This window comes from Neobacillus sp. SRL179, assembly GCF_984799095.1.
On record NZ_OZ481792.1, the window covers coordinates 4,932,557 to 4,951,999 of the forward strand.

The following is a 19,443-nucleotide window of genomic DNA, read 5'->3' on the forward strand; positions in this document are numbered from 1 at the left end:
ACCTACTTAATTCTTTTCTTGTTTCTCACCGACGGCGTTATAGCCATGATCCTGTGCGACAAAATCAAGGTGGATCGAATTTAAATCCAACAAAGCAGCTGACGGTTTCGTAATATATTGCCTTGTATCAATAATTTTAATATAGCCGTTGCACTCTTCGCAAACTTGAATTTGGGAAGCTGCGTCGCCTTCTATTGTTAAAAACTGAATTTTTTTATGGTCATCGCTGCCACAATGAGAGCATTCCAAGCGCTTTGCGTGCCAATGAGCAAGGCAGCGTGGGCAGTGAACGACTTTTTTGCCTTCTTCTGCAAGAGTGGCTAATCGGATGGGTTCGCCGCAAACAGGGCAGCCTGCTCCTGGTACTGCCCGCTCTATTTCAGGCTGGACTTTTTCAGCTATTAATTGTAAGTATGGGCGAAGGGCCGTCTCAGCGAGGAATTGGGGAACCCATTCTTCCAGTCCATGGTCGGCGGCGAAGCTGGTAAAATAAACATGATTAAACGCGAAGGCCTCTTCAATCCAGCGGACCGCTGTTTCCTCATTAAGTAAGCTGCTGATATTAGTAAGCTTAGGCGCAAGGTCAGGATTACGATGACTTAGAGTGGCATTTATTTCCTCTATCCACTGTAAGAATAGGGAAATTTCAAAATCAATAGCCGTTAATGCAGCAGCAGGCACTCCTGCCTCCATGGCAGCTTTATCAAGGTTCGGTCTAATCGTTTCTGGATCAATTTGCTGCTTCCATTTTTCTTGAAGCTGAACGATTTCTTTTTGCAGGTCCTGATATTCTTTTGAAACAACGGATTTCATCATCGTTGTCACACCTCTTTTTTATGTTTTTTTAAAAGGAAAGGCTGTCAAACATTCGACAGCCATCCTTTTTTTATAGCTAAGCCCCTTTTTTGTGCTTAGGACCTTTAGGGTCATCCAAGTTAGGGAAGTTGCCTTTTTTGACTTCTTCATCATACCAGTCTGGATAGTGGCCTTTTGCCCACCAAGCAGGAACTTTACCTGTGACAACTCCAGAGTAGCCTGGTCTTGAGTGTTTGTGAACCACACTGAGGTAGACGTGTCCCACAATAACGGCAATTCCTAATCCGAAACCAACATTATGAAGGAAGTAGCCCCATTGAACGACTGCTCTTGGGAAGAAGTCAGGGAACCACATTGTAAATCCTGATGCAATAACCAAGATGGCACAGAAAATCTGGATAACTGAGTTGATCTTTTCTCCGGCATTAAAGAAAGTTTGTCGTATATGCTTAAAGTTAAATCCAAACAATTCTTTAACGAATTCACTAAAAAATTGAAGATCGCGTTTTTTCCAAGTAATTAATTCCTTCATCCAATGCATAAAGAATTTCGGACTGAATATCAGTAAGATGAAAGTAGGTGATATGAATATAACCGCGAAAATCCTGTGCAGTAACCTTGCCCTAGCTGGACCGCCTAATACCGGATATAGCCAGTCAAAGAATTCGGTATACATTGGCAAGGCCGTAATATAAAGAGCAAAGAAGGCAATTCCATTTATCGCATGCGCCCAAACAAATGCCTTTGGAAAACGGCGGATTTGTTCATTTGCCTTTGGATGTTTCTGATAATTACTCATGACCTTCACCCCCATCTTCCTTGCCTTTTGATCGTTTGCTAATAATATTATTGGTAATAAACGCTCCGACAACTGCCATGGTTGTTGCTCCAATCATCGCTTTTCCGATTGGCTGTGCGTAGTCTTTCCAAAGTATTGCTGATGTTGGTACCTTAGGGCTTTCAGGAAGTCCGTATACACTTGGTCTTTCAGCAAGCACATACACAGTATGTGTGCCGCCAACACTTTGTGGGTTATAAATATTGGCATTAGGGAAACGGCCTTTGATTTCACTTAAGCGCTTCTCAGCTTTTGCCAGCATCTCAGCTTTTTTGCCAAACTGCATGGCATCTGTATGACAAGTAGTGACGCAGGCAGGCTGTAAGCCTTCTTCCAAGCGGTCCGTACACATCGTACATTTTTGTGATTTTTTATACTCTTTGCCGTTTTTGTCTTTATAGGTTTTTAAAGAGATCACTTCAAATGGACAGTTTTCCACGCAATATCCGCAACCTACACATTTATCATGATCTATAACAACTGTACCAAACTTCGTGTAGCTGATGGCATTCTCCGGACATACCTTTTCACAGGCTGCCTGTTCACAATGGAAGCAGGAGGAATGGCGGAATAAGTATTCCAGGTCCCCCTTGCCATTCTCGTGCTCGATGTACTGAAGGACATTCCAAGTATCGGCGCTTGTTTTCGGATGTGACTGAACACTGCCTTGAAATTCAGTTACCTCTGCAGGGAGGTCATTCCAGTTTTTACAAGCAACCATACACGCTTTACAGCCGTCACATTTGGTTACATCAACATATTTTACATATTCAGCCATCGTTAAGCCCTCCTTATGTCGCAAAGGAATGCTTTATATTCTGGAATCATCGTGTTGGCATCCCCAATGTGTGGAGTCAGGCGGTTTGCTGTAGCCCCTTTTGCATATCCCTTAAATCCAAAATTCCACGGCATTCCGATTTGGTGCACCTTTTTGCCTTTGATTGTAAATGGTTTGTAGCGCTTAGTTACCATTGCATAGGCTTCAATTTCGCCTCGTGCTGAGGTAACAATGATTTTATCTTTATTGGTGATTCCTTTTTCTTTTGCCAATTCCTCACTAATTTCGACAAACATGTAGCGGGCAATTTCTGAAAGCCATTCTTGGTTCCGTGTCATTGTCCCGGACTGCCAGTGTTCACTTACCCGATAGGTGGTTGCAACAATCGGATAGTCGACTTTGAAGCCCTTTTTGTTAAAGTCGCCTTCATTAATGACCACCGCTGGGTTTAAATTAACCGATGAGAAGGCATTTGGTACAGGACTTTCAAATGGTTCATAGTGTTCAGGGAACGGACCATCATTCATCGTTGGGGCAAATAATAACGCTACCCCATCTTTGTTCATCATGAATGCGCCTGTGCCGCCTGGTTCTGTTGGAGCGGTGACTGCCTTAAAGTCAGGAACATCGTTGCCAACCCATTTCTTCTGAACAGCATCCCACCAAATAACAGCCTTTTCCTTGCTCCATGGTTTACCGTTTGGATCGGCAGAAGCACGGTTATATAGAATCCGGCGGTTTGCAGGCCATGCGAATGACCAGTTCAAGAAGTTTCCGCCGCCTGTGTCCTTACTATCACGGCGTTGAGATAGGTTTTTACCTTCTTCAGGATAGAATCCGGAATAAATCCAGTTCCCGCTTGAAGTGGTGCCATCATCTTTTAAATCGCCGAAAGTCTTCATTAATTTTCCAGTTTTGAGATCATAGCCATTGATTTCTTTTGCAATCGCATCAAGATCTGGCACTTCACCTGTACCATAATTCCAATCAAGTGCTAAAAATGGCTGATCTGCAGATTTAGGACTATTAGCATAAAGTTTTTTCAACTTAAGAGTTAGTTCATGAATGATATCAAGGTCAGGACGAGATTCGCCTTTTGGCTCAATTGCTTTCCAGCGGTATTGCATCCAGCGTGAGCTGTTGGAAATACTGCCTTCCTTTTCAAAAGAAGAACATGCAGGGAGCAAGAATACTTCTGTATTAATCTTTGCTGGGTCACTGCCGGCTTCTTTTTGCCAGAATGCGGATGTTTCTGTTTCCCAAAGATCAACCGCCACCATCCATTTTAAGTTGCCAAGTGCTTCTTTTTCCTTGCCGGCATTTGGACCGCCGACAACCGGGTTTGTACCCCATAAGAAGGCACCCTCTAGCTCATTGTTGTACATCGCTTTAAATAAGTTAATATGTGAATAGTTTTTATTGCCTTTAGGTAGGAATTGATAACCGAACTCGTTTTGTGCATTGGCGCTATTGCCATACCACGATTTCAATAAGCTGACCACAAACTTCGGTTTGTTGCTCCAATAGCCTGATGGCGGTGTTTCCTTTTTCAAGTAGCCCGCAAGTGTAGCATGTTCAGGAACAGTTGCTTTCGGTGCTGCGAGGTAACCGGTTAAGTTATCCCATAGTAATCCAAAGTCTGTTGAGCCTTGTACGTTTGATTCCCCGCGCATCGCATTGATTCCACCGCCAGGTAAACCGATATTCCCTAATAGAAGCTGGATAATTGCGAAAATCCGAACGTTTTGCGAACCGACTGTATGCTGGGTTGTACCCATTGCGTATAGAATCGTACCGGCTTTACCGACTTTACCTGTTTCACAGAATGCCTTACAAACCTTGAGGTAATCTTCTTTTGATGTACCGGTTACGGATGTAACGGTATCAATATCATAACGGGAGTAGTGCTTTTTCATTAATTGGAAAACAGAACGTGGATGCTCTAGCGTTTCATCCTGGACAGGCTTTCCATCTGGAGTTGTTTCAATTACCCATTTTGTTTTATCGTAAACTCGTTTTGCTTCGTCATAGCCGGAGAAAAGACCATCATTAAAGTCATAGCCTTCTTTGACGATAAAGGAAGCATTGGTATATTTCACAACATACTCTTTGTGAATGAGATTATTTTCAATAGCATATTTAATCATACCGCCGACAAACGGAATATCTGTACCGGAACGGAGCGGTGCATAAATATCAGAAACTGCCGAGGTACGTGTATAACGCGGATCGACACTGATGATTTTGCCTCCTTTTTCTTTTGCTTTTGTCAGCCATCTAAAGCTAATTGGATGATTTTCAGCAGGGTTTGCTCCCATAATAAGGGCGCAATCCGTCCACTGTAGGTCATTCCAGTGATTTGTCATTGCTCCACGACCAAATGTAGGTGCCAGACCGGCAACCGTAGAACTATGTCATATTCGTGCCTGGTGTTCTAAATAGGTGACACCAAGCCCTCTCATTAATTTTGACACTAAATAGGTTTCTTCGTTATCAAGTGCCGCGCCGCCTAGGCTGGCAATCTTTTCGGTTTTATTAACAGTGATGCCATTTTCTACTTCAACAAATGATTTGTCACGAGTATCTTTTGTACGTTTAGCAATGGTGTCGATCATCCATTCCCAATCTTTTTCTTCCCACTTATTTGAGCCTGGTGCGCGATAAAGTGGTTTTGTTAACCGTTTTTCCGATGTGTAAATTTGTCTTAGTGTTGTACCTTTGCTACATAGCTTGCCTTCGTTAATTGGGTTATCCGGATCCCCTTCCGTATAAACCACAGTATTATTTTTGGTGTGGACTAGAATTCCGCATCCTACACCACAAAAGCAGCAAATGGTTGGTGTTACAGTTGCTTTGGCAATTTTAAGCTCTTTCGTTGCCGCATAGGCCTTTTTATCATTAAAGCCTAGTTCCACAACCGCAAGTGTTGCAGCAGTAGCACCGGATAGCTTTAAGAATTGCCGGCGATTTAAATTCATTTCAACCATCACTATTCTCCTTCCCAAACTTGATTAGAACATCCCGTCTTTCTCTCTATAACTTCTATTAGATGTGTGTTAGTGATTCCCCCCTTCAATGTTTCTCTCTAAAACTGGTTCGTTTGTTAGATTATTTTTGACTCTGCTGGCAGAGGTATAAATCGTGGCCATTTTCCCTCGTAAATAACCAACCACCTCAATATTTAAATATTTTGCCAGCTGTACTGCCTGCTTGGTGGCAGCAGTGCGTGAGCCAATGACTGGAAAGCCAAATTTAGCAGCTTTGGAGAGCATTTCATATGAAACCCTTCCGGTTGTAAGTAACATTAACCGTTCAGGTGGTAAACCCTTTCGTAAGGCGTGACCAATAATCTTGTCGACAGCATTGTGACGGCCAATATCTTCACGAATCGTGATGGTGCCGTCCTCCTCAATAATACAAGCGCCATGCATTCCTCCTGTTTCAAGATAAAGGGATGAATTCTGTGCAAATTCACTTTGCTTCTTTAATAAAAAACTCAATGGAACCATCTTGCTCGATGAAACTCGGGAGAAATTTTTTACATCCGTCATGGAAAAGAAGGTAACCCCTCGTCCACAGCCTGCGGTGTAATGCTTCTTTTTCGAAAAAAACTGGTCTTCATCAAATTGGGTGCTTAGTTCAACATGAATGCTGCCCATATCTTCATTTATGGTAATCGACTCGATTTCCTCGGCATTCTGAATAAATCCTTCAGAAAACAAATACCCATAAGCCCAATCGTCGAGATCATACTTGGTGAGTTGAAACACGGCTATTTCAAAACCATTTATCAGTAAGGAAATTGGATATTCATCGGGACAACCTTTGCGGTTCATACTGTTCCCTCCTCCTCAGGAAGTTTTCCTTATTTATTCATTGTAAAAATAGTACCAATGTCACTCAGCGACATTTATCACAAGTTCAACAAGGGTCATGGTCTAAAATGGGATATTTTTACACTCGCAAACTTAATTTCCCTTGTGAAATAAGACCTACGTCAATATGTGTCGAATTTCTAACAAATTTCTACCTATTTTCATCTAAGCAAGGTAGGTATATTATTAAGCATTCACAGGAAAGCGGTTTCATTTAAAAAAGACTACCTTCTGGCTTTATCGTACGTTCAGACCCCTTTTTTGAAAGTAACATTTATCACTCTAATGATATGTTTATAGTATAAAAGGAGGATTTGTCGTTTTTTTGTAACGATTAGCGGATAGACAAAAAATGAAACGAAGTTCTATGCTCTAATTCTGTTATATTTACAAATTTGTTTTATAATAAGTAGGAAGTGTTTTAATGACCAAGGAGGAATACAGGATGTCTATTAAAAAAGTTTTAACCATTGCTGGCTCCGATTCAAGCGGCGGGGCAGGTCTACAAGCAGATTTAAAAACATTCCAAGAGCTTGGTGTATACGGGATGAACGCCTTAACTTGTATTGTTACGATGGAACCAAAGGGCTGGCACCACAACGTGTTCCCAATCGATGTTAATATAGTAGAAAAACAACTTGATACGATTTTGTCTGTCGGCATTGACGGTATGAAAACCGGAATGCTTGGCACTGTTGAAATTATTGAGTTGGTCGCACGGAAAATCGATGAACATAAATTAGAGCGGGTTGTCATTGACCCTGTTATGGTTTGTAAGGGTGAAGATGAAGTCTTGAATCCCGAAACGACTGTAGCCATGCGTGAATTACTTCTTCCACGTGCCTATGTCGTGACACCAAACTTATTTGAAGCAGGCCAGCTTGCCGGGATGAAAACACCTAAAACCATTGAGGAAATGAAGGAAGCAGCTGTAAAAATCCACGATCAAGGCACAAAGTTCGTGCTGATTAAAGGCGGCAGCAAGCTGCAAACGGAAGAAAAGTCTCTGGATCTTCTCTATGATGGAAAGGAATTCACGATTTACGAATCCGATAAGATTGAAACGAATTATACACACGGTGCAGGCTGTACCAATTCAGCAGCAGTGGCGGCTGAAATTGCTAAAGGAAATAGTGTCTATGATGCCGTTGATGTAGCGAAAAAGTTTGTCTCTGCCGGAATTAAAGAAGGCTTCCCTTTAAATGAATATGTAGGACCTACCTGGCACGGTGCTTACCGCAAGCCCGCTCCAGTGATGGAGTACTGCGAAGATTGCGAAGCATAAGCAAAAAAGTGAGCCGAGCTCGAACTGAAGGGTTCGGCTCTTTTTTTATCTCCACTTAAATGAAGCAAGGATTTCGCATTTTTTAACAAATTTTAGTATGATAGTTACATTCTTTAATAAGAATAGATGAGGAGATCTACTACTGGATTAAAGGGAAAGGAGTTGTTACGTTTGGAGTTAGTTGAACTTACAAAAGTACAAGAAACCATCAACCGCTTTGCCAATCAGGATGTATATATTCACTTAGAAACAACCAATGGTGCTTACGCATCACATCACGATCAATCTTTCTTTTCTGCTGGAGCGTATATTCGAAATGCCCTTGTTCGCTATGAATTAGGGAAAATTACCGGAAACGGTCCGTACCGTGTAGGTCTTAAAATAAATCTAGGCTGGATTTATGCAGAGGGCATTACCCACTTTGAACTAGTGGGCGAAAATCAACTTTTACTAGCCGGCCATGATAATGACGGGAAGCTCGCTGTGGCATTAGAAATAAGTACTGTTCCGTTTGAATAAATTGAAGGGAGAATCATTTTATGGAAAAAGAACGTCATGTCTTGGTCGTTTTCCCGCACCCCGATGACGAGGCATTTGGTGTATCCGGGACCATTGCGACACATGTACAGAATGGAACTCCTGTTACATATGCTTGTTTAACCTTAGGGGAAATGGGCCGCAATATGGGAAATCCCCCTTTTACTAATCGGGAAAACCTTCCGAAAATCAGAAAAGAAGAATTAAAGGCAGCCGCCCATGCGATCGGCATCCAAGATTTGCGCATGCTTGGTTTCCGCGATAAAACAATTGAATTTGAGGATGAGGAAAAGTTAGCCAATACTATGCTTTCCATCATTGAAGAAGTGAACCCTTCCCTGATCATCACGTTTTATCCCGGCTATGCGGTCCATCCCGATCACGATGCCACCGGTGCCGCGGTCATAAGAGCAGTTGAAAAATTACCAGTCGCCGCACGGCCAACGCTGCACTGTGTTGCTTTCTCTAATAATTGTATTGAGGAACTGGGTGAGGCCGACATTATCAATGATATTACCCCTGTTGCTGATAAGAAATTAGCAGCGATACGGGCCCACCGCTCACAGACAGAATTGATGCTTAAAGACATGGAAGAAAAATTAAAAAATCAAGATCCGCAAATGATGGTCTGGGTCAACAACGAACGGTTTTGGACCTATAAATTTGCATAGCTAGAGGCCCTTCAACGCGAAAGGCTTTGATTGTCGAGAAAGGTATTTTTCTCGGCAATTTTTTTATACTTATTTTGAGTACCCATTTTAATAATCTTTAAAAGCTGCTGATTCCCGCCATCTAGGATCAAGAGGTGCCGCTTATCGGTTGGGGGGGCAGATTAAGCACCCGATCAGATAAATAAACGGAAAAAATCCGCTTAATTAGTAATTATTATTAAAAAAGGCTTAAATAGACGGAGAGATTCCGCCTATTTACTTGAAAAATTCCCAAATAGGAAGTTTTGCTTTGCATAATCGGAAAACCTCCCCTTATTTACCTCGAAACGAGCTGCATTTTGCCTCTAACCGAAAAATCTCCGCTTATTTTTGCTAGTAACTCGCTGGAGGACAAAGCATCTTAGGCGATCGAAGGCTTTTCGACAGCATGATCACCCTTCTATCAAGAAGGGCTCTTTTTTTCACAAATTATCCATATTTACAAAAACCTTTAATTTACCAATTCTTCCCCATTACTTCACAAAACGTTCAAAAATTATATAAAAATAGTGCTCTCCATCACAATTTTTCGCTTGCATTACGTTTAGGATGAAGGTGTTCATTTTTATTCTAAGGAGGGGGAAAAGTGAAAAAGGCCATTATTAGTTTTGCTATTAGTCTCTTACTTGGGTTTGGGCTTGGCTATCTCGTGTTTGCAGTCATCATGGGGGATTCTGACAAACAGCCGCAAACAGCACAAACCGAAATCAAAGCGGCCGATACAGCCACAGAAGAAACAAAGGAAGAGCCGAAAAAGGCAGCAACAACCAGCGCATCTGCCAGTGACGATAATATTTTAAATCAACGGGGCTGTCTTGCCTGCCACAGCGTTGAATCACTTAATTTAAAAGGCGGTGCCGTTGGACCAGATCTTTCCCAAGCATTCGTTAACGTGGAAGGAAAGCATGGCAAGCCGATTGAAGAGTTTTTGAAAGCGCCAACTTCGGCCGTCATGTCCGGCGTGATTGGCAAAGATCCATTAACAGATGATCAACGTCAGCAAGTACTAGACTTATTAAAACAAGCTTCTGAAGCTAAATAAGAACAAAGGTGGTGTAACTAGATGAAAAAATGGATTCCGATTGCATCGGGCCTGCTCGCTGGGTTTGTAGCCGCAACGATATCGTTTGCTGATTTTTCCACAAACGCAAAAACGGAAACAACGGCCAGCACCAAGAGCGATGCAGAAAAAGTTTATGTCCCATTCGGCCAGAAGGATGATTATTACCTATTCGCCTCAGGCGGCCACTCGGGGCAAATGTTTATTTACGGTGTTCCGTCCATGCGGAAAATCAGAACCATCCCTGTTTTCTCCCCGGACTCTGCAACTGGATACGGGTTTGACGAACATTCGAAGAAAATGATGGGTGACTACACTTGGGGTGACCTGCACCATCCGGCCTTTTCCGAAACAAACGGCGACTATGACGGGAAGTATATGTTTGCGACAGATGTTGGCAACAGCCGTGCTGCCGTTGTTGATTTAAAAACCTTTACAACTAAGGATATCCTCGAAGTTCCCAATACCGCAGGGCCGCACTGCGCTGCGTTTGTGACCGAAAATACAGAGTACATGTTCCTGCCAACCCGGTTCGCTGTACCTGTCGGGCAAAAATATGAATCACTTGATAACTATAGTAAAGAGTACCGAGGTGTGATGTCAGCGGTAACCTTTGATGAGAAGAATCAAAAGCTCGGAATCTCTTATCAAGTCGCCTTGCCGCCATGGTCCTATGACCTTTCCGATGCCGGCAAAAAAGGCTCCGCTGATTGGGCCGTTATGACGACCTACAATACGGAAGAAGCGACAACTAACCTTGAAATTAACGCCTCCCAAGCCGATCGTGACTACATCGTTCTTTTTAACTGGAAAGAGCTTGAGAAAATGGTCAAGGAGGGTAAGTACGAGGATGTTGGCGGACAAAAAATGATTTACCCTGAAAAACAAAAAGGCGGAATTTATTTAGTACCTGTGGCAAAGTCGCCGCACGGTGTCGACGTAACGCCAGACGGAAAATACTTTATTGCTTCAGGAAAACTTGCTCCATCGATGACAGTATTCTCGTTTGAAAAAGCCTTTAAAGCTGTCGAGGACAAAAAGTTTGCCGGCGAGCGTAACGGAATTCCGGTCCTTGATTATAAATCGGTCATGGAACGGGAAGTAAACCCTGAAAATGCACTTGGACCGCTTCATACTCAATTTGATGACAAGGGCATGGCCTATACAACCATGTTCATATCCTCAGAAATTGTTAAGTGGAATCCAAAAACTGGTGAAACGTTAGACCGCGTACCGGTTCAATATTCCCCAGGACATTCAGTTGCAGCTGAAGGTGATACAGTTTCGCCTGATGGCAAATGGCTGATTGCTTTGAACAAGATTGCCAAGGATACTTACTTGTCAGTGGGTCCATCTCATCCAGAATCGATGCAGTTAATTGACATCAGCGGCAAGATGAAAATTATTCAATCATCACCAGTTGACCCTGAGCCGCACTACGCCCAGATGATTAAAGCAGATAAGATTAAAACAATTGAAGTCTATCCAAAGGATGAAAAGAATAAAGACGCGGTTTACAAGAAGGATGACGCAAGAATCGTTCGTAATGGCAATGAAGTCCATGTCTATGGAATCGCTATGCGCTCGAAATTCATCTTTGATGCGAAAGCCAAACGGCCGGATGTCATTGAAGTGAACCAAGGTGATCATGTCTTTATCCACTTGACCAATATTGACTTCGATGAAGATATTACGCATGGCTTTGCCATCAACAGTTATGACTTAAACATGGAAGTCCAGCCGGGTCAAACAAACACTATGGAATTTACCGCTAATAAGGCCGGGACTTACCCAATGTATTGTACTAACTTCTGTTCGGCCTTACACCAAGAAATGAATGGATACTTCCTTGTGAAACCTAAGAACTAACTGCTTCTTACCCTTACAGGTGGAGCTCACTTACAAGCTTAAGGGTATCAATGAGAAAGATTGATACCCTTTGGCATTTCCGTTAGATAACACTATAAGAGGTGTGATTAACTTGAATGAAAAAAAGCAGAAGTTATCGATTACTTCTTCACTATTCATCTTTTTATCAGCAGGGCTTTTGATTGTGTCGATTTTCTTCCCCTGGTGGAAGATGGTCTTCTTTGCCCCCCAATATCCTGAGGGCCTAAATATTATCGTCTATCCCAATAAGCTGGCGGGCGAAATTGATATAGTCAATGGACTCAACCACTATATCGGCATGGATAATTTTAGCGAAAAGAACTTTCCAGAGTTGTCTTACTTAATTTACCTAATTAGCGGTTTAGCTGTCCTCACAATGATCACCGCCATTTTGCGTAAAAAGGCCGTTTTATACAGCCTAATTGGGTTATTCGGCATCGGGGGTATTCTCGGTGTTCTCGACTTAAGAAAAGCACTGCATGATTTTGGGACCAACTTAAGTCCGCATGCACCGATAAAAATTGACCCATTTGTCCCGCCTATTTTAGGCCATAATACGGTGGCCAATTTTGTCACCAACAGCGTTCTTGGCACAGGTTCTTACTTCCTGATTGCCGCTTTTCTACTATTATTGATTCCGTTATGGAAGGATCGAAAGTAAATGAAAAAATTCGCACTCTTTCTACTCGTTTTTTCTCTTTTTATGATAGTAAAACCAGAAAAAAATATGGCAGCTGAAAACCTACAGAGTGTCATTGACAGCTTGAAAGAGGGGGCGGTTTTGAAGCTTGAAAATAAAACCTATCAAGGCAATATCATTATTACTAAACGCATCACCATAATAGGTTCAGAGAAAACCGTGATTAAAGGGGACGGTACGGGGAATGTCATCTCGATTAAGGCCCCGCATGTGAAACTTACAAGATTGACCGTCACAGGTAGCAGCATGAATCGAAACTCTGCCGAAGAATATGCGGCCATTAAGGTTTATACAAACAATAATGTGATTGACCATATCACCATCCGCCATTCCTTTCACGGCATTTATTTAAGCCAGGCGCACGACAATACCATTCGATATAACCATATTACTGGCCAAGGCCAAGGGCAGATTGCTTCCCAAGGCAACGGCATCCATGTTTATTATGCGAACAAGAACCTACTAGAGCATAACACGATTGAAGGCACCCGTGACGGGATGTTTTTTGACTACAGCAACAGCAATACTAGCTTAGATAATCAAATCAGCCGTACGCGCTACGGCCTGCACTACATGTATTCCGATGAAAATATATTTAAACGAAATGTGTTTACGATGAATACAGGCGGCGCTGCCATCATGAATTCCAATCATCTCAAACTCGAAAAAAATCAATTTGTCGTTAACTATGGAAATCAATCGTTTGGCCTTCTCCTTTTACAAGCCAACGATAACTATATAACCAAAAATACGTTTTACATGAACCAACGCGGCTTGTACATTGATCAAGCCACAAGAAATACGATTACGAACAATCATATCACGCAAAATCAAATAGGGGTTGAACTCTGGGCCAGCTCGAGTGAGCAGCTTTTTACGCTGAACCAAATCTCAGAAAATACTATTCCAGTTGTGACGCTGGGCGGCAGCGGCGAAAAGAATAGGTGGAGCAAGAACGGCAAAGGCAATGACTGGGGCTCCGCCTTCCCGCTTACCGACCTTAATCAAGATGGGATTGGTGATTTCCCTGTTACCTATCATTCTTCACTACATCAATTAATCGAAGAACAAGAACTAACGAGCTTGTTTTTAAAAAGCCCGGCCATCCCTATCTTTGAAAAAATTACTGGTTCACTGAACAGGGATGAAGTTATGTTTACCGATTCACACCCGTTAGCGGCTAAAAAAGGGAACCATTCTATCATTCTTTGGGTCGTAATCAGCCTGCTGGCCGGATTGATCTTACTAAAAGGGAGACATTATTATGCATTACATTTGGAAGGAATGGAAAGAAAACATAAGAGGTAAAGGACTTTGGCTGTCTTTAAGTATTATTATTCTCATCTCCATCAGCATCTTGTTCCGTTCCAACGTCCTTTCATTTGATCAAGGCTTTTATGTGCTCTTACTCAATTTATTTGATACGATTATTTACTTTATCCCGATTCTCTGCTTGTTCATTGGGGCCTTCTCTATTTTTCAAGAAAAAGAACAAAAGACCTTAATCATGCTCGTGACCAAGAAAGACAACTTTGCCAGCTTTTTGGTGAAGAAAAGCCTTGGACTCTATACGGTCGTATTAGTCCCGCTCCTTACGTGGTTTTTCTTATTTTTAGCTGGGATAAAATTTAATTTTCAACTAGACATCAAAAGCTATCTCATTTTTGTTAGTGCGGTTGTTGTGATGGCCCTTGTATTCTTACAAATGGGTGCCGCCATCGGCAGTTTCAGCCGATCGCGGATGCAGATTATCGGCTATACGATTTTTGTCTGGTTCTACTTTTTCTTCTTACATGATTTTATATTGCTGTCCTTTTTACCGGATGTCACCCATGAAAATGTGAAACTATTTTCTTCCTTCTATTTTTTAAATCCGCTTCAAGCCATTCGGATTTTTGTCGAAACCGGCATGGGGGTGTACTCCTTCGGCCACATGTCCCGACTATTGCAGGCCTTTATGTGGACGAAACCCGTCTTCTTTTTACTAGGAAATGCATTCATTTGGCTCGCTGTTTCCTACGGCACCGCGATAGTATTTAACCGGAAGGAGGGCTACGAATGATTAAGGTCAGCGATTTAAACCAATCATTTGGAAAAAAGAAAGTTTTAGACTCGGTCAGCCTTGAGATTCATCAAAATGAAATTTGTGCCCTAGTCGGCCGCAATGGCGCCGGGAAATCCACATTGATCAATAGCTTGCTAGGCTTACTGCCAGTGAAACAAGGGTCTATCTTCATTAACGGAACCCATGTCACGAAGAAAAATAATGAATGGAAGCACGCCATTGCTTATTTACCGGAAAAATTTATGCTCTACCCGATGTTGACGGGGCTTGAAAATATGATCTTCTTTGCCCAGGCAGTCGCCAAGACGGCTGATTTACCGCGTATCGAGCAGATCTTGCAGTCGGTCCGTTTGTGGGATGACCGTGATGTCCAAGTGAAGAAATATTCAAAAGGAATGCTGCAGCGGTTAGGGCTTGCGATTACCCTTTATCAGGATTCCAGTATCCTCATTTTAGATGAACCGACAAGCGGGATTGACCCTATGGGACGAAAGGAAATCCTAGAGGTTTTGCGGACACTTCATGATAAAACTATTTTGCTATCCTCTCACCACCTTGATGAAATCAAACAAGTGTGTACCCATGTCGCCTATTTAGATGAGGGGAAAATTGAAAAATTTACAGTTGCGGACTTTTTAGAAACACATGATTTAGGAGGAATACAATCATGAAAAAACTCTTACTGGCTTTGTTGCTGCTTGTGGTCCTAGCTGGCTGTAGTGCCGGACCGGATTACACGATCAAGATGACAAAAGACCTTTATTTTGCCAAAGATAAGGAAATGCCGTTTGAAATGAAAGTAACGGAAGATAATAAGGCTGTGACCGGGCTCGATGTGTCCCTAGAATTAGCGATGACCAATATGGATCATGGTACGTATAAAGTGAAGTTAGTCGAAGGAAAGACTGGCACCTACACCGGGAAGGCGGCGCTGCCCATGGGCGGAAAATATGAAGCGGCCTTTACGTTAACGAAAGATGGTAAAAGTTCAGAAAAGGTCATTGATATCAATGTGGCAAAGCCGAAAGGAGTGGCCAAGCTTAACGGAGAATGGATTACTGCCGAGGATGTTGCTTTTTATAAGTTGATAAATCAGCTGCAGCTGGAGATCAACCGGGAAGCCGCCAAGGCTAGTTATAGCGGTGAGCAGTTAGAAGAGGAATTAGCCTATTTGGCATCACAGCAAAAGATGAATGATGATCAAAGTCAACTATTAACGCAAATCATCCGGCTCCGCTCAATGGCTATGCTTGCCGAGGAGAAAGGTCATCAGACAGATAATGCTGAAATTGATGCCGCTTTGGAGAAGGTACGCGCTCAATATAACCAGTATGGATCGGCCCAAAAATTAATCAGCAGCTATGGGGAGGAGAAGTTTTGGACGAAAGAGCAGCAGCAGTACAAGCTGATTGTCCTCTCACAAAAGGTTCAAAAAGATATGATTGATCAGGTGAAAAAGGAAAACCCAAAGGCCGGTGAGCAAGAAGTGATTTATTTGGCACAGCAGAAGTACGAGGAGCTGCTCGTCTCGCAAGTAAACTCGTTAAAAGTGGAGATCCTTTAAGGGATGGTGTAGGGTTATCGGCGGATTGCCTCGCCTTGCGCTGATTGTGCCGCGCTATCCGCCGATTGGCTCCGCTATCCGCCGATTGGCTCTGCTATCCGCCGATTGACTCTCGCTATCCGCCAATTGGCTCCGCTATCCGCCGATTGGCTCTTGCTATCCGCCGATTGCAGCACCTTATCCGCCGATTGCAGCACCTTATCCACCGGTCTACTATAAAACTTCTAGAATCGCCTTCGCCACTCCGTGGTTGTCATTGGTATCGGTGATATCATCGCAAAGCGACTTGATTTCAAAGCTAGCATTCCCCATGGCAATCGCTCTTCCTGCCATTTCAAACATAGACACATCATTAAAGTTATCACCAATCGCCATCGTTTCCGCCATTTCAATTCCGTTTGCTTTTGCGAAGGTTTCAAGTGCAATCCCTTTTTGCGCTTGTTTGTTGGTAATCTCAAGGTTTTCATGTCCGGAGGAGGAAACCTCGATATCCGGGTAATCTGCAAGAGCCTGTTCGCTCGCTTTCAGTCGATCGCCATCGAAAGAGAAGGCTAGCAGCTTATAGATATGAAAGCTGTCATCCGCAAAAAGGGTCTCGTAACTATCTACTTGGTAAACCAAGCCATCACGTAATCTTGCACCAGCCGCATAGGTAACCTCCTCGCGGTCCATTTCGGGGTTAGCACTAAGGACTATATCCACAAGGATGGACACTGCCTTGTCTAAACTAAGAGTATAGGCGCCTTTATTGGTGTAGATCTCAAAGTAGACATCATTTCCACTCAGTACCTCCGCCACTTTGCGAGCCTGTTGCTTACTCAGCGGTGTGGCAGAAAGAATCTCTCCTTCACGGCTGCGAATCTCCGCACCATTGACGCAAATAATCGGACAAGTTAACCCTGCTTGTGATAATACATAAGTAGCCTCCTGATAAGACCGGCCTGTTGCGACAACAAATTCAACGCCCTCTGCTTGGGCCTTTAAAATCGCTTCTTTATTTTCTTTACTAATTTGCTGAACTGAATTTAATAATGTGCCATCCATATCCGATGCAATACATTTAATCATGCTGTACCACCTTTATTTACTATATTTTGTTAGTCCATTCTAACACGAACTAACCTATCCATAACTCTGTTTTGCTCAATCCAAATACTTACTTCCCTCGCGGATACTTAGAGGCGCTAGCGGCTGACTCCTGATAAAGTTTTTTACAGATGCAGGATTTGTTTTTGAGTATTCCCGTAATGCCCAGCCAATCGCCTTTTGAATAAAAAATTCCTTACTGTCCGCATTTTGCTGTATGTATTGATAAAGGATTTCCTCATTGGTGTTCTGTTTATATTTTAACTGAAAAAGAAGTGCTGCCCGCCGCAGCCACATATTTTCATGAACAGCCCATCCGTCAATGGTTTCTGCAATCACCTCAGGAAATTGATTAGCGATGGTCCCGACAGGCTTAGGGGAGATAGCATCGACCGTATCCCACCATGACTTTGTGGTAATTAATTGCTCCATAAAAGGCAAATCGTCTTTTCCCAGCTTTTTCAACGATTTTTCCATATATACCAAGGCCGTATATTGATATTCTCTTTCATTTTCCCCCCAAAGGGTAACTACCAATTCTTGATTAAATGGCTCTTTTAGAATTCCCGTTTCCTTAAAAAACTGCTTTTCCAGTTCCTTTCTTACTGGGGATTTAATCCCTAAAAACGGAAAGTGATCCTTCATGTATTTTTGCATCGGCTTCGCATTGGCCGGGTTGGCGTTTTCTTCAAATCGTTTGGTTAAAAAAGTGATATCTAACGGCATAGGATTCATCCTTTCCCTAACATTCCCTTTATAGGTATTCTACTATCTTCCAATTTATCCTTTATCTTAGCGGCATAAACTACTCAACTGACGCCACACTAACATTAGCAGAAAAGGAGGGATTCAAGATGACAAAGAAAAACAATAAAGGCAGCCGCAATCAAAACTCTCCGCAAGCAGGACACGCCGAAGCCGAATTCGCTGCCGAGTTTGTCAGCGGTGATAACAGTAAAGGCAATAAGCGGAATAAGAGCCAGCAGAGTAAGACACATCCACATCAATAAAGAATGCCGGGACGTTTTCCCGGCATTTTCCATTCACTTCTATGCTTTGCTAGTCGCCAGCTCATTAATTTCCGACACTATTTTTGCTTGAATTTTTTCCACAACAGAAAAATCCATTGCCGCCACATAAATTTCTTCCAACTCATCATGGAGCGCCTTGGCTTTAGCCAGATAGCTGGTTGCTTCGTTCATTTTATTTCTATATTGCACGGCTATTTTACTAATGATGTCTGCAAATAGGTCGTCTGTCCCCGGCTCAATTAAAATCTCATACATATCAATGATTTCATCGCCATCCCTGCTTGGAAAATATTCATGTGGAGCGGTACTATCAAATATAGCAATTCCTAATTCTCTGAAAATCACCATATCAAGGCTATACGGATCAAAACCGCAATGATAAATTTCGACATCGATGCCGCGTTCCTCACCAGCCGCCGCCAGTTTTTTCAACATGGTGGATTTACCGGACCCTGGCCGGCCTTTAATAAAATAACGTTTCGAAATTTCCTCTGTTAAGTTAGGAACGTAATCCACAGCCCCCTTAGGCGTGGCTGCCCCTAAGAAGCGATGACGCACATCGGGCGTTTTATTTAACCTCATTTTTCCAAAAAAGGTCTCAATTAGTTTATTGGTTAACTGGTCCGCCTTTTTAAAATTCATACTATTAATATAAATTTTTTCCCAATCATCATGGATTTCCAATGCTTCCTTAAAGGTGGCATAGGCTTTTTGAAAAGAAGCATGAATGTCATTCGTGAGCTTCTGAATGATCTTTTTCTGGCTGCTTAGGGCACGGGCATTCCAGGCTTCGCCTAGGTTAATATACTCTTCGACAGCCCCCGGTGCCTTTGGCTCAATGACATGCGGCGCCGTACCGTCGACAATTCCTACCTTTAACGAAGGAATTAACACCCCATCAATCGAATCATTATCCGAGGAACAGTGGAGGAACTCAATATTAAAGCCCTTTCCGACCCATTCATGGCCAATTTTCTTCATTAATGATGATTTACCTGTCCCCGGGCCGCCTTTTAAAATATAGATGCGATCTAGCCCTTGGAGATTTGAATCATAAAGATTATGAAAGCCTCGCGCTGTATTCCCGCCGGCAAAATAATTTCTGATTTTCCCTGCCACTCATCAACACTCCCTTTTAGTGAATCAACTTAGCCTTCACAACCTTTAAGGGGTTGATGGAGGCAAGTTTCTAACAAAAGCAAAAGTCT

At 42.6% G+C, this 19,443-nt stretch carries 19 protein-coding genes and 1 pseudogene; 11 read left to right on the forward strand and 9 right to left on the reverse strand.

Features of this window, described 5'->3' with window-relative positions; all coding sequences use genetic code 11:
* Positions 1-6: 6 nt before the first annotated feature.
* The 6 genes and pseudogenes from AC4E8C_RS24220 to fdhD all read right to left on the reverse strand — a co-directional run bounded on the left by AC4E8C_RS24220 (position 7) and on the right by fdhD (position 6,268).
* A complete protein-coding gene (locus tag AC4E8C_RS24220) occupies positions 7-816 on the reverse strand; it encodes a formate dehydrogenase accessory protein FdhE (protein ID WP_490209175.1) in 810 nt (269 codons plus the stop codon).
* A gap of 76 nt (positions 817-892) precedes the next feature.
* A complete protein-coding gene (locus tag AC4E8C_RS24225) occupies positions 893-1,615 on the reverse strand; it encodes a formate dehydrogenase subunit gamma (protein WP_490209176.1) in 723 nt (240 codons plus the stop codon).
* Positions 1,608-2,432, reverse strand: coding sequence for a 4Fe-4S dicluster domain-containing protein (locus AC4E8C_RS24230; protein WP_490209177.1), 825 nt, complete (start codon positions 2,430-2,432; stop codon positions 1,608-1,610). The genes AC4E8C_RS24225 and AC4E8C_RS24230 overlap by 8 nt, the downstream gene beginning before the upstream one ends.
* 2 nt (positions 2,433-2,434) lie before the next feature.
* Positions 2,435-4,834: pseudogene (gene fdnG, locus AC4E8C_RS24235) on the reverse strand (formate dehydrogenase-N subunit alpha); the annotation flags it as partial.
* Between the two features lie 12 nt (positions 4,835-4,846).
* Entirely contained in the window at positions 4,847-5,419 is a 573-nt protein-coding gene (locus AC4E8C_RS24240) for a twin-arginine translocation signal domain-containing protein (RefSeq protein ID WP_490209178.1), read from the reverse strand.
* Between the two features lie 69 nt (positions 5,420-5,488).
* The gene (gene fdhD / locus AC4E8C_RS24245; protein ID WP_490209179.1) at positions 5,489-6,268 is read right to left on the reverse strand and encodes a formate dehydrogenase accessory sulfurtransferase FdhD; all 780 of its coding nucleotides are present in this window, start codon (positions 6,266-6,268) and stop codon (positions 5,489-5,491) included.
* 484 nt (positions 6,269-6,752) lie between these two features.
* On the opposite strand from fdhD, the gene pdxK reads away from it, so the two are divergent.
* The 10 genes from pdxK to AC4E8C_RS24295 all read left to right on the forward strand — a co-directional run bounded on the left by pdxK (position 6,753) and on the right by AC4E8C_RS24295 (position 16,118).
* Positions 6,753-7,592 (forward strand): pyridoxine/pyridoxal/pyridoxamine kinase, encoded by an 840-nt coding sequence (pdxK, locus tag AC4E8C_RS24250; RefSeq protein ID WP_490209180.1) that lies wholly within the window; start codon positions 6,753-6,755, stop codon positions 7,590-7,592.
* A gap of 171 nt (positions 7,593-7,763) precedes the next feature.
* A complete protein-coding gene (locus AC4E8C_RS24255) occupies positions 7,764-8,111 on the forward strand; it encodes a YojF family protein (protein WP_490209181.1) in 348 nt (115 codons plus the stop codon).
* Between the two features lie 20 nt (positions 8,112-8,131).
* Positions 8,132-8,800 (forward strand): bacillithiol biosynthesis deacetylase BshB2, encoded by a 669-nt coding sequence (bshB2, locus tag AC4E8C_RS24260; protein WP_490209182.1) that lies wholly within the window; start codon positions 8,132-8,134, stop codon positions 8,798-8,800.
* A gap of 625 nt (positions 8,801-9,425) precedes the next feature.
* Positions 9,426-9,881, forward strand: a complete 456-nt coding sequence (locus AC4E8C_RS24265) for a cytochrome C (protein ID WP_490209183.1) — start codon at positions 9,426-9,428, stop codon at positions 9,879-9,881.
* A 21-nt stretch (positions 9,882-9,902) separates the two neighbouring features.
* On the forward strand, positions 9,903-11,768 hold the full coding sequence (gene nosZ / locus AC4E8C_RS24270) for a Sec-dependent nitrous-oxide reductase (protein ID WP_490209184.1): 1,866 nt from the start codon (positions 9,903-9,905) through the stop codon (positions 11,766-11,768).
* Between the two features lie 112 nt (positions 11,769-11,880).
* On the forward strand, positions 11,881-12,450 hold the full coding sequence (locus AC4E8C_RS24275; protein ID WP_490209185.1) for a hypothetical protein: 570 nt from the start codon (positions 11,881-11,883) through the stop codon (positions 12,448-12,450).
* Positions 12,451-13,797 (forward strand): nitrous oxide reductase family maturation protein NosD, encoded by a 1,347-nt coding sequence (gene nosD / locus AC4E8C_RS24280; RefSeq protein ID WP_490209186.1) that lies wholly within the window; start codon positions 12,451-12,453, stop codon positions 13,795-13,797. It abuts the gene before it with no gap.
* Positions 13,754-14,551, forward strand: a complete 798-nt coding sequence (locus tag AC4E8C_RS24285; RefSeq protein WP_490209187.1) for an ABC transporter permease — start codon at positions 13,754-13,756, stop codon at positions 14,549-14,551. Before nosD ends, AC4E8C_RS24285 begins: the two co-directional genes overlap by 44 nt.
* On the forward strand, positions 14,548-15,225 hold the full coding sequence (locus AC4E8C_RS24290; protein ID WP_490209188.1) for an ABC transporter ATP-binding protein: 678 nt from the start codon (positions 14,548-14,550) through the stop codon (positions 15,223-15,225). Before AC4E8C_RS24285 ends, AC4E8C_RS24290 begins: the two co-directional genes overlap by 4 nt.
* On the forward strand, positions 15,222-16,118 hold the full coding sequence (locus tag AC4E8C_RS24295) for a FixH family protein (RefSeq protein WP_490209189.1): 897 nt from the start codon (positions 15,222-15,224) through the stop codon (positions 16,116-16,118). Before AC4E8C_RS24290 ends, AC4E8C_RS24295 begins: the two co-directional genes overlap by 4 nt.
* 213 nt (positions 16,119-16,331) lie before the next feature.
* Here the strand turns inward: AC4E8C_RS24295 and AC4E8C_RS24300 are convergent, their stop codons facing one another.
* Positions 16,332-17,186 carry a Cof-type HAD-IIB family hydrolase gene (locus AC4E8C_RS24300; protein ID WP_490209190.1) on the reverse strand — a complete coding sequence of 285 codons (855 nt, stop codon included), beginning with the start codon at positions 17,184-17,186 and terminating at the stop codon, positions 16,332-16,334.
* Between the two features lie 75 nt (positions 17,187-17,261).
* A complete protein-coding gene (locus tag AC4E8C_RS24305; RefSeq protein ID WP_490209191.1) occupies positions 17,262-17,930 on the reverse strand; it encodes a DNA alkylation repair protein in 669 nt (222 codons plus the stop codon).
* Positions 17,931-18,058: 128 nt separating this feature from the next.
* Here AC4E8C_RS24305 and AC4E8C_RS24310 point away from each other — a divergent pair, with 128 nt between their 5' ends.
* On the forward strand, positions 18,059-18,214 hold the full coding sequence (locus tag AC4E8C_RS24310) for a hypothetical protein (RefSeq protein WP_490209192.1): 156 nt from the start codon (positions 18,059-18,061) through the stop codon (positions 18,212-18,214).
* A 39-nt stretch (positions 18,215-18,253) separates the two neighbouring features.
* Here AC4E8C_RS24310 and AC4E8C_RS24315 read toward each other — a convergent pair whose 3' ends face one another.
* Entirely contained in the window at positions 18,254-19,354 is a 1,101-nt protein-coding gene (locus tag AC4E8C_RS24315; RefSeq protein ID WP_490209193.1) for a PRK06851 family protein, read from the reverse strand.
* Positions 19,355-19,443: the final 89 nt, after the last annotated feature.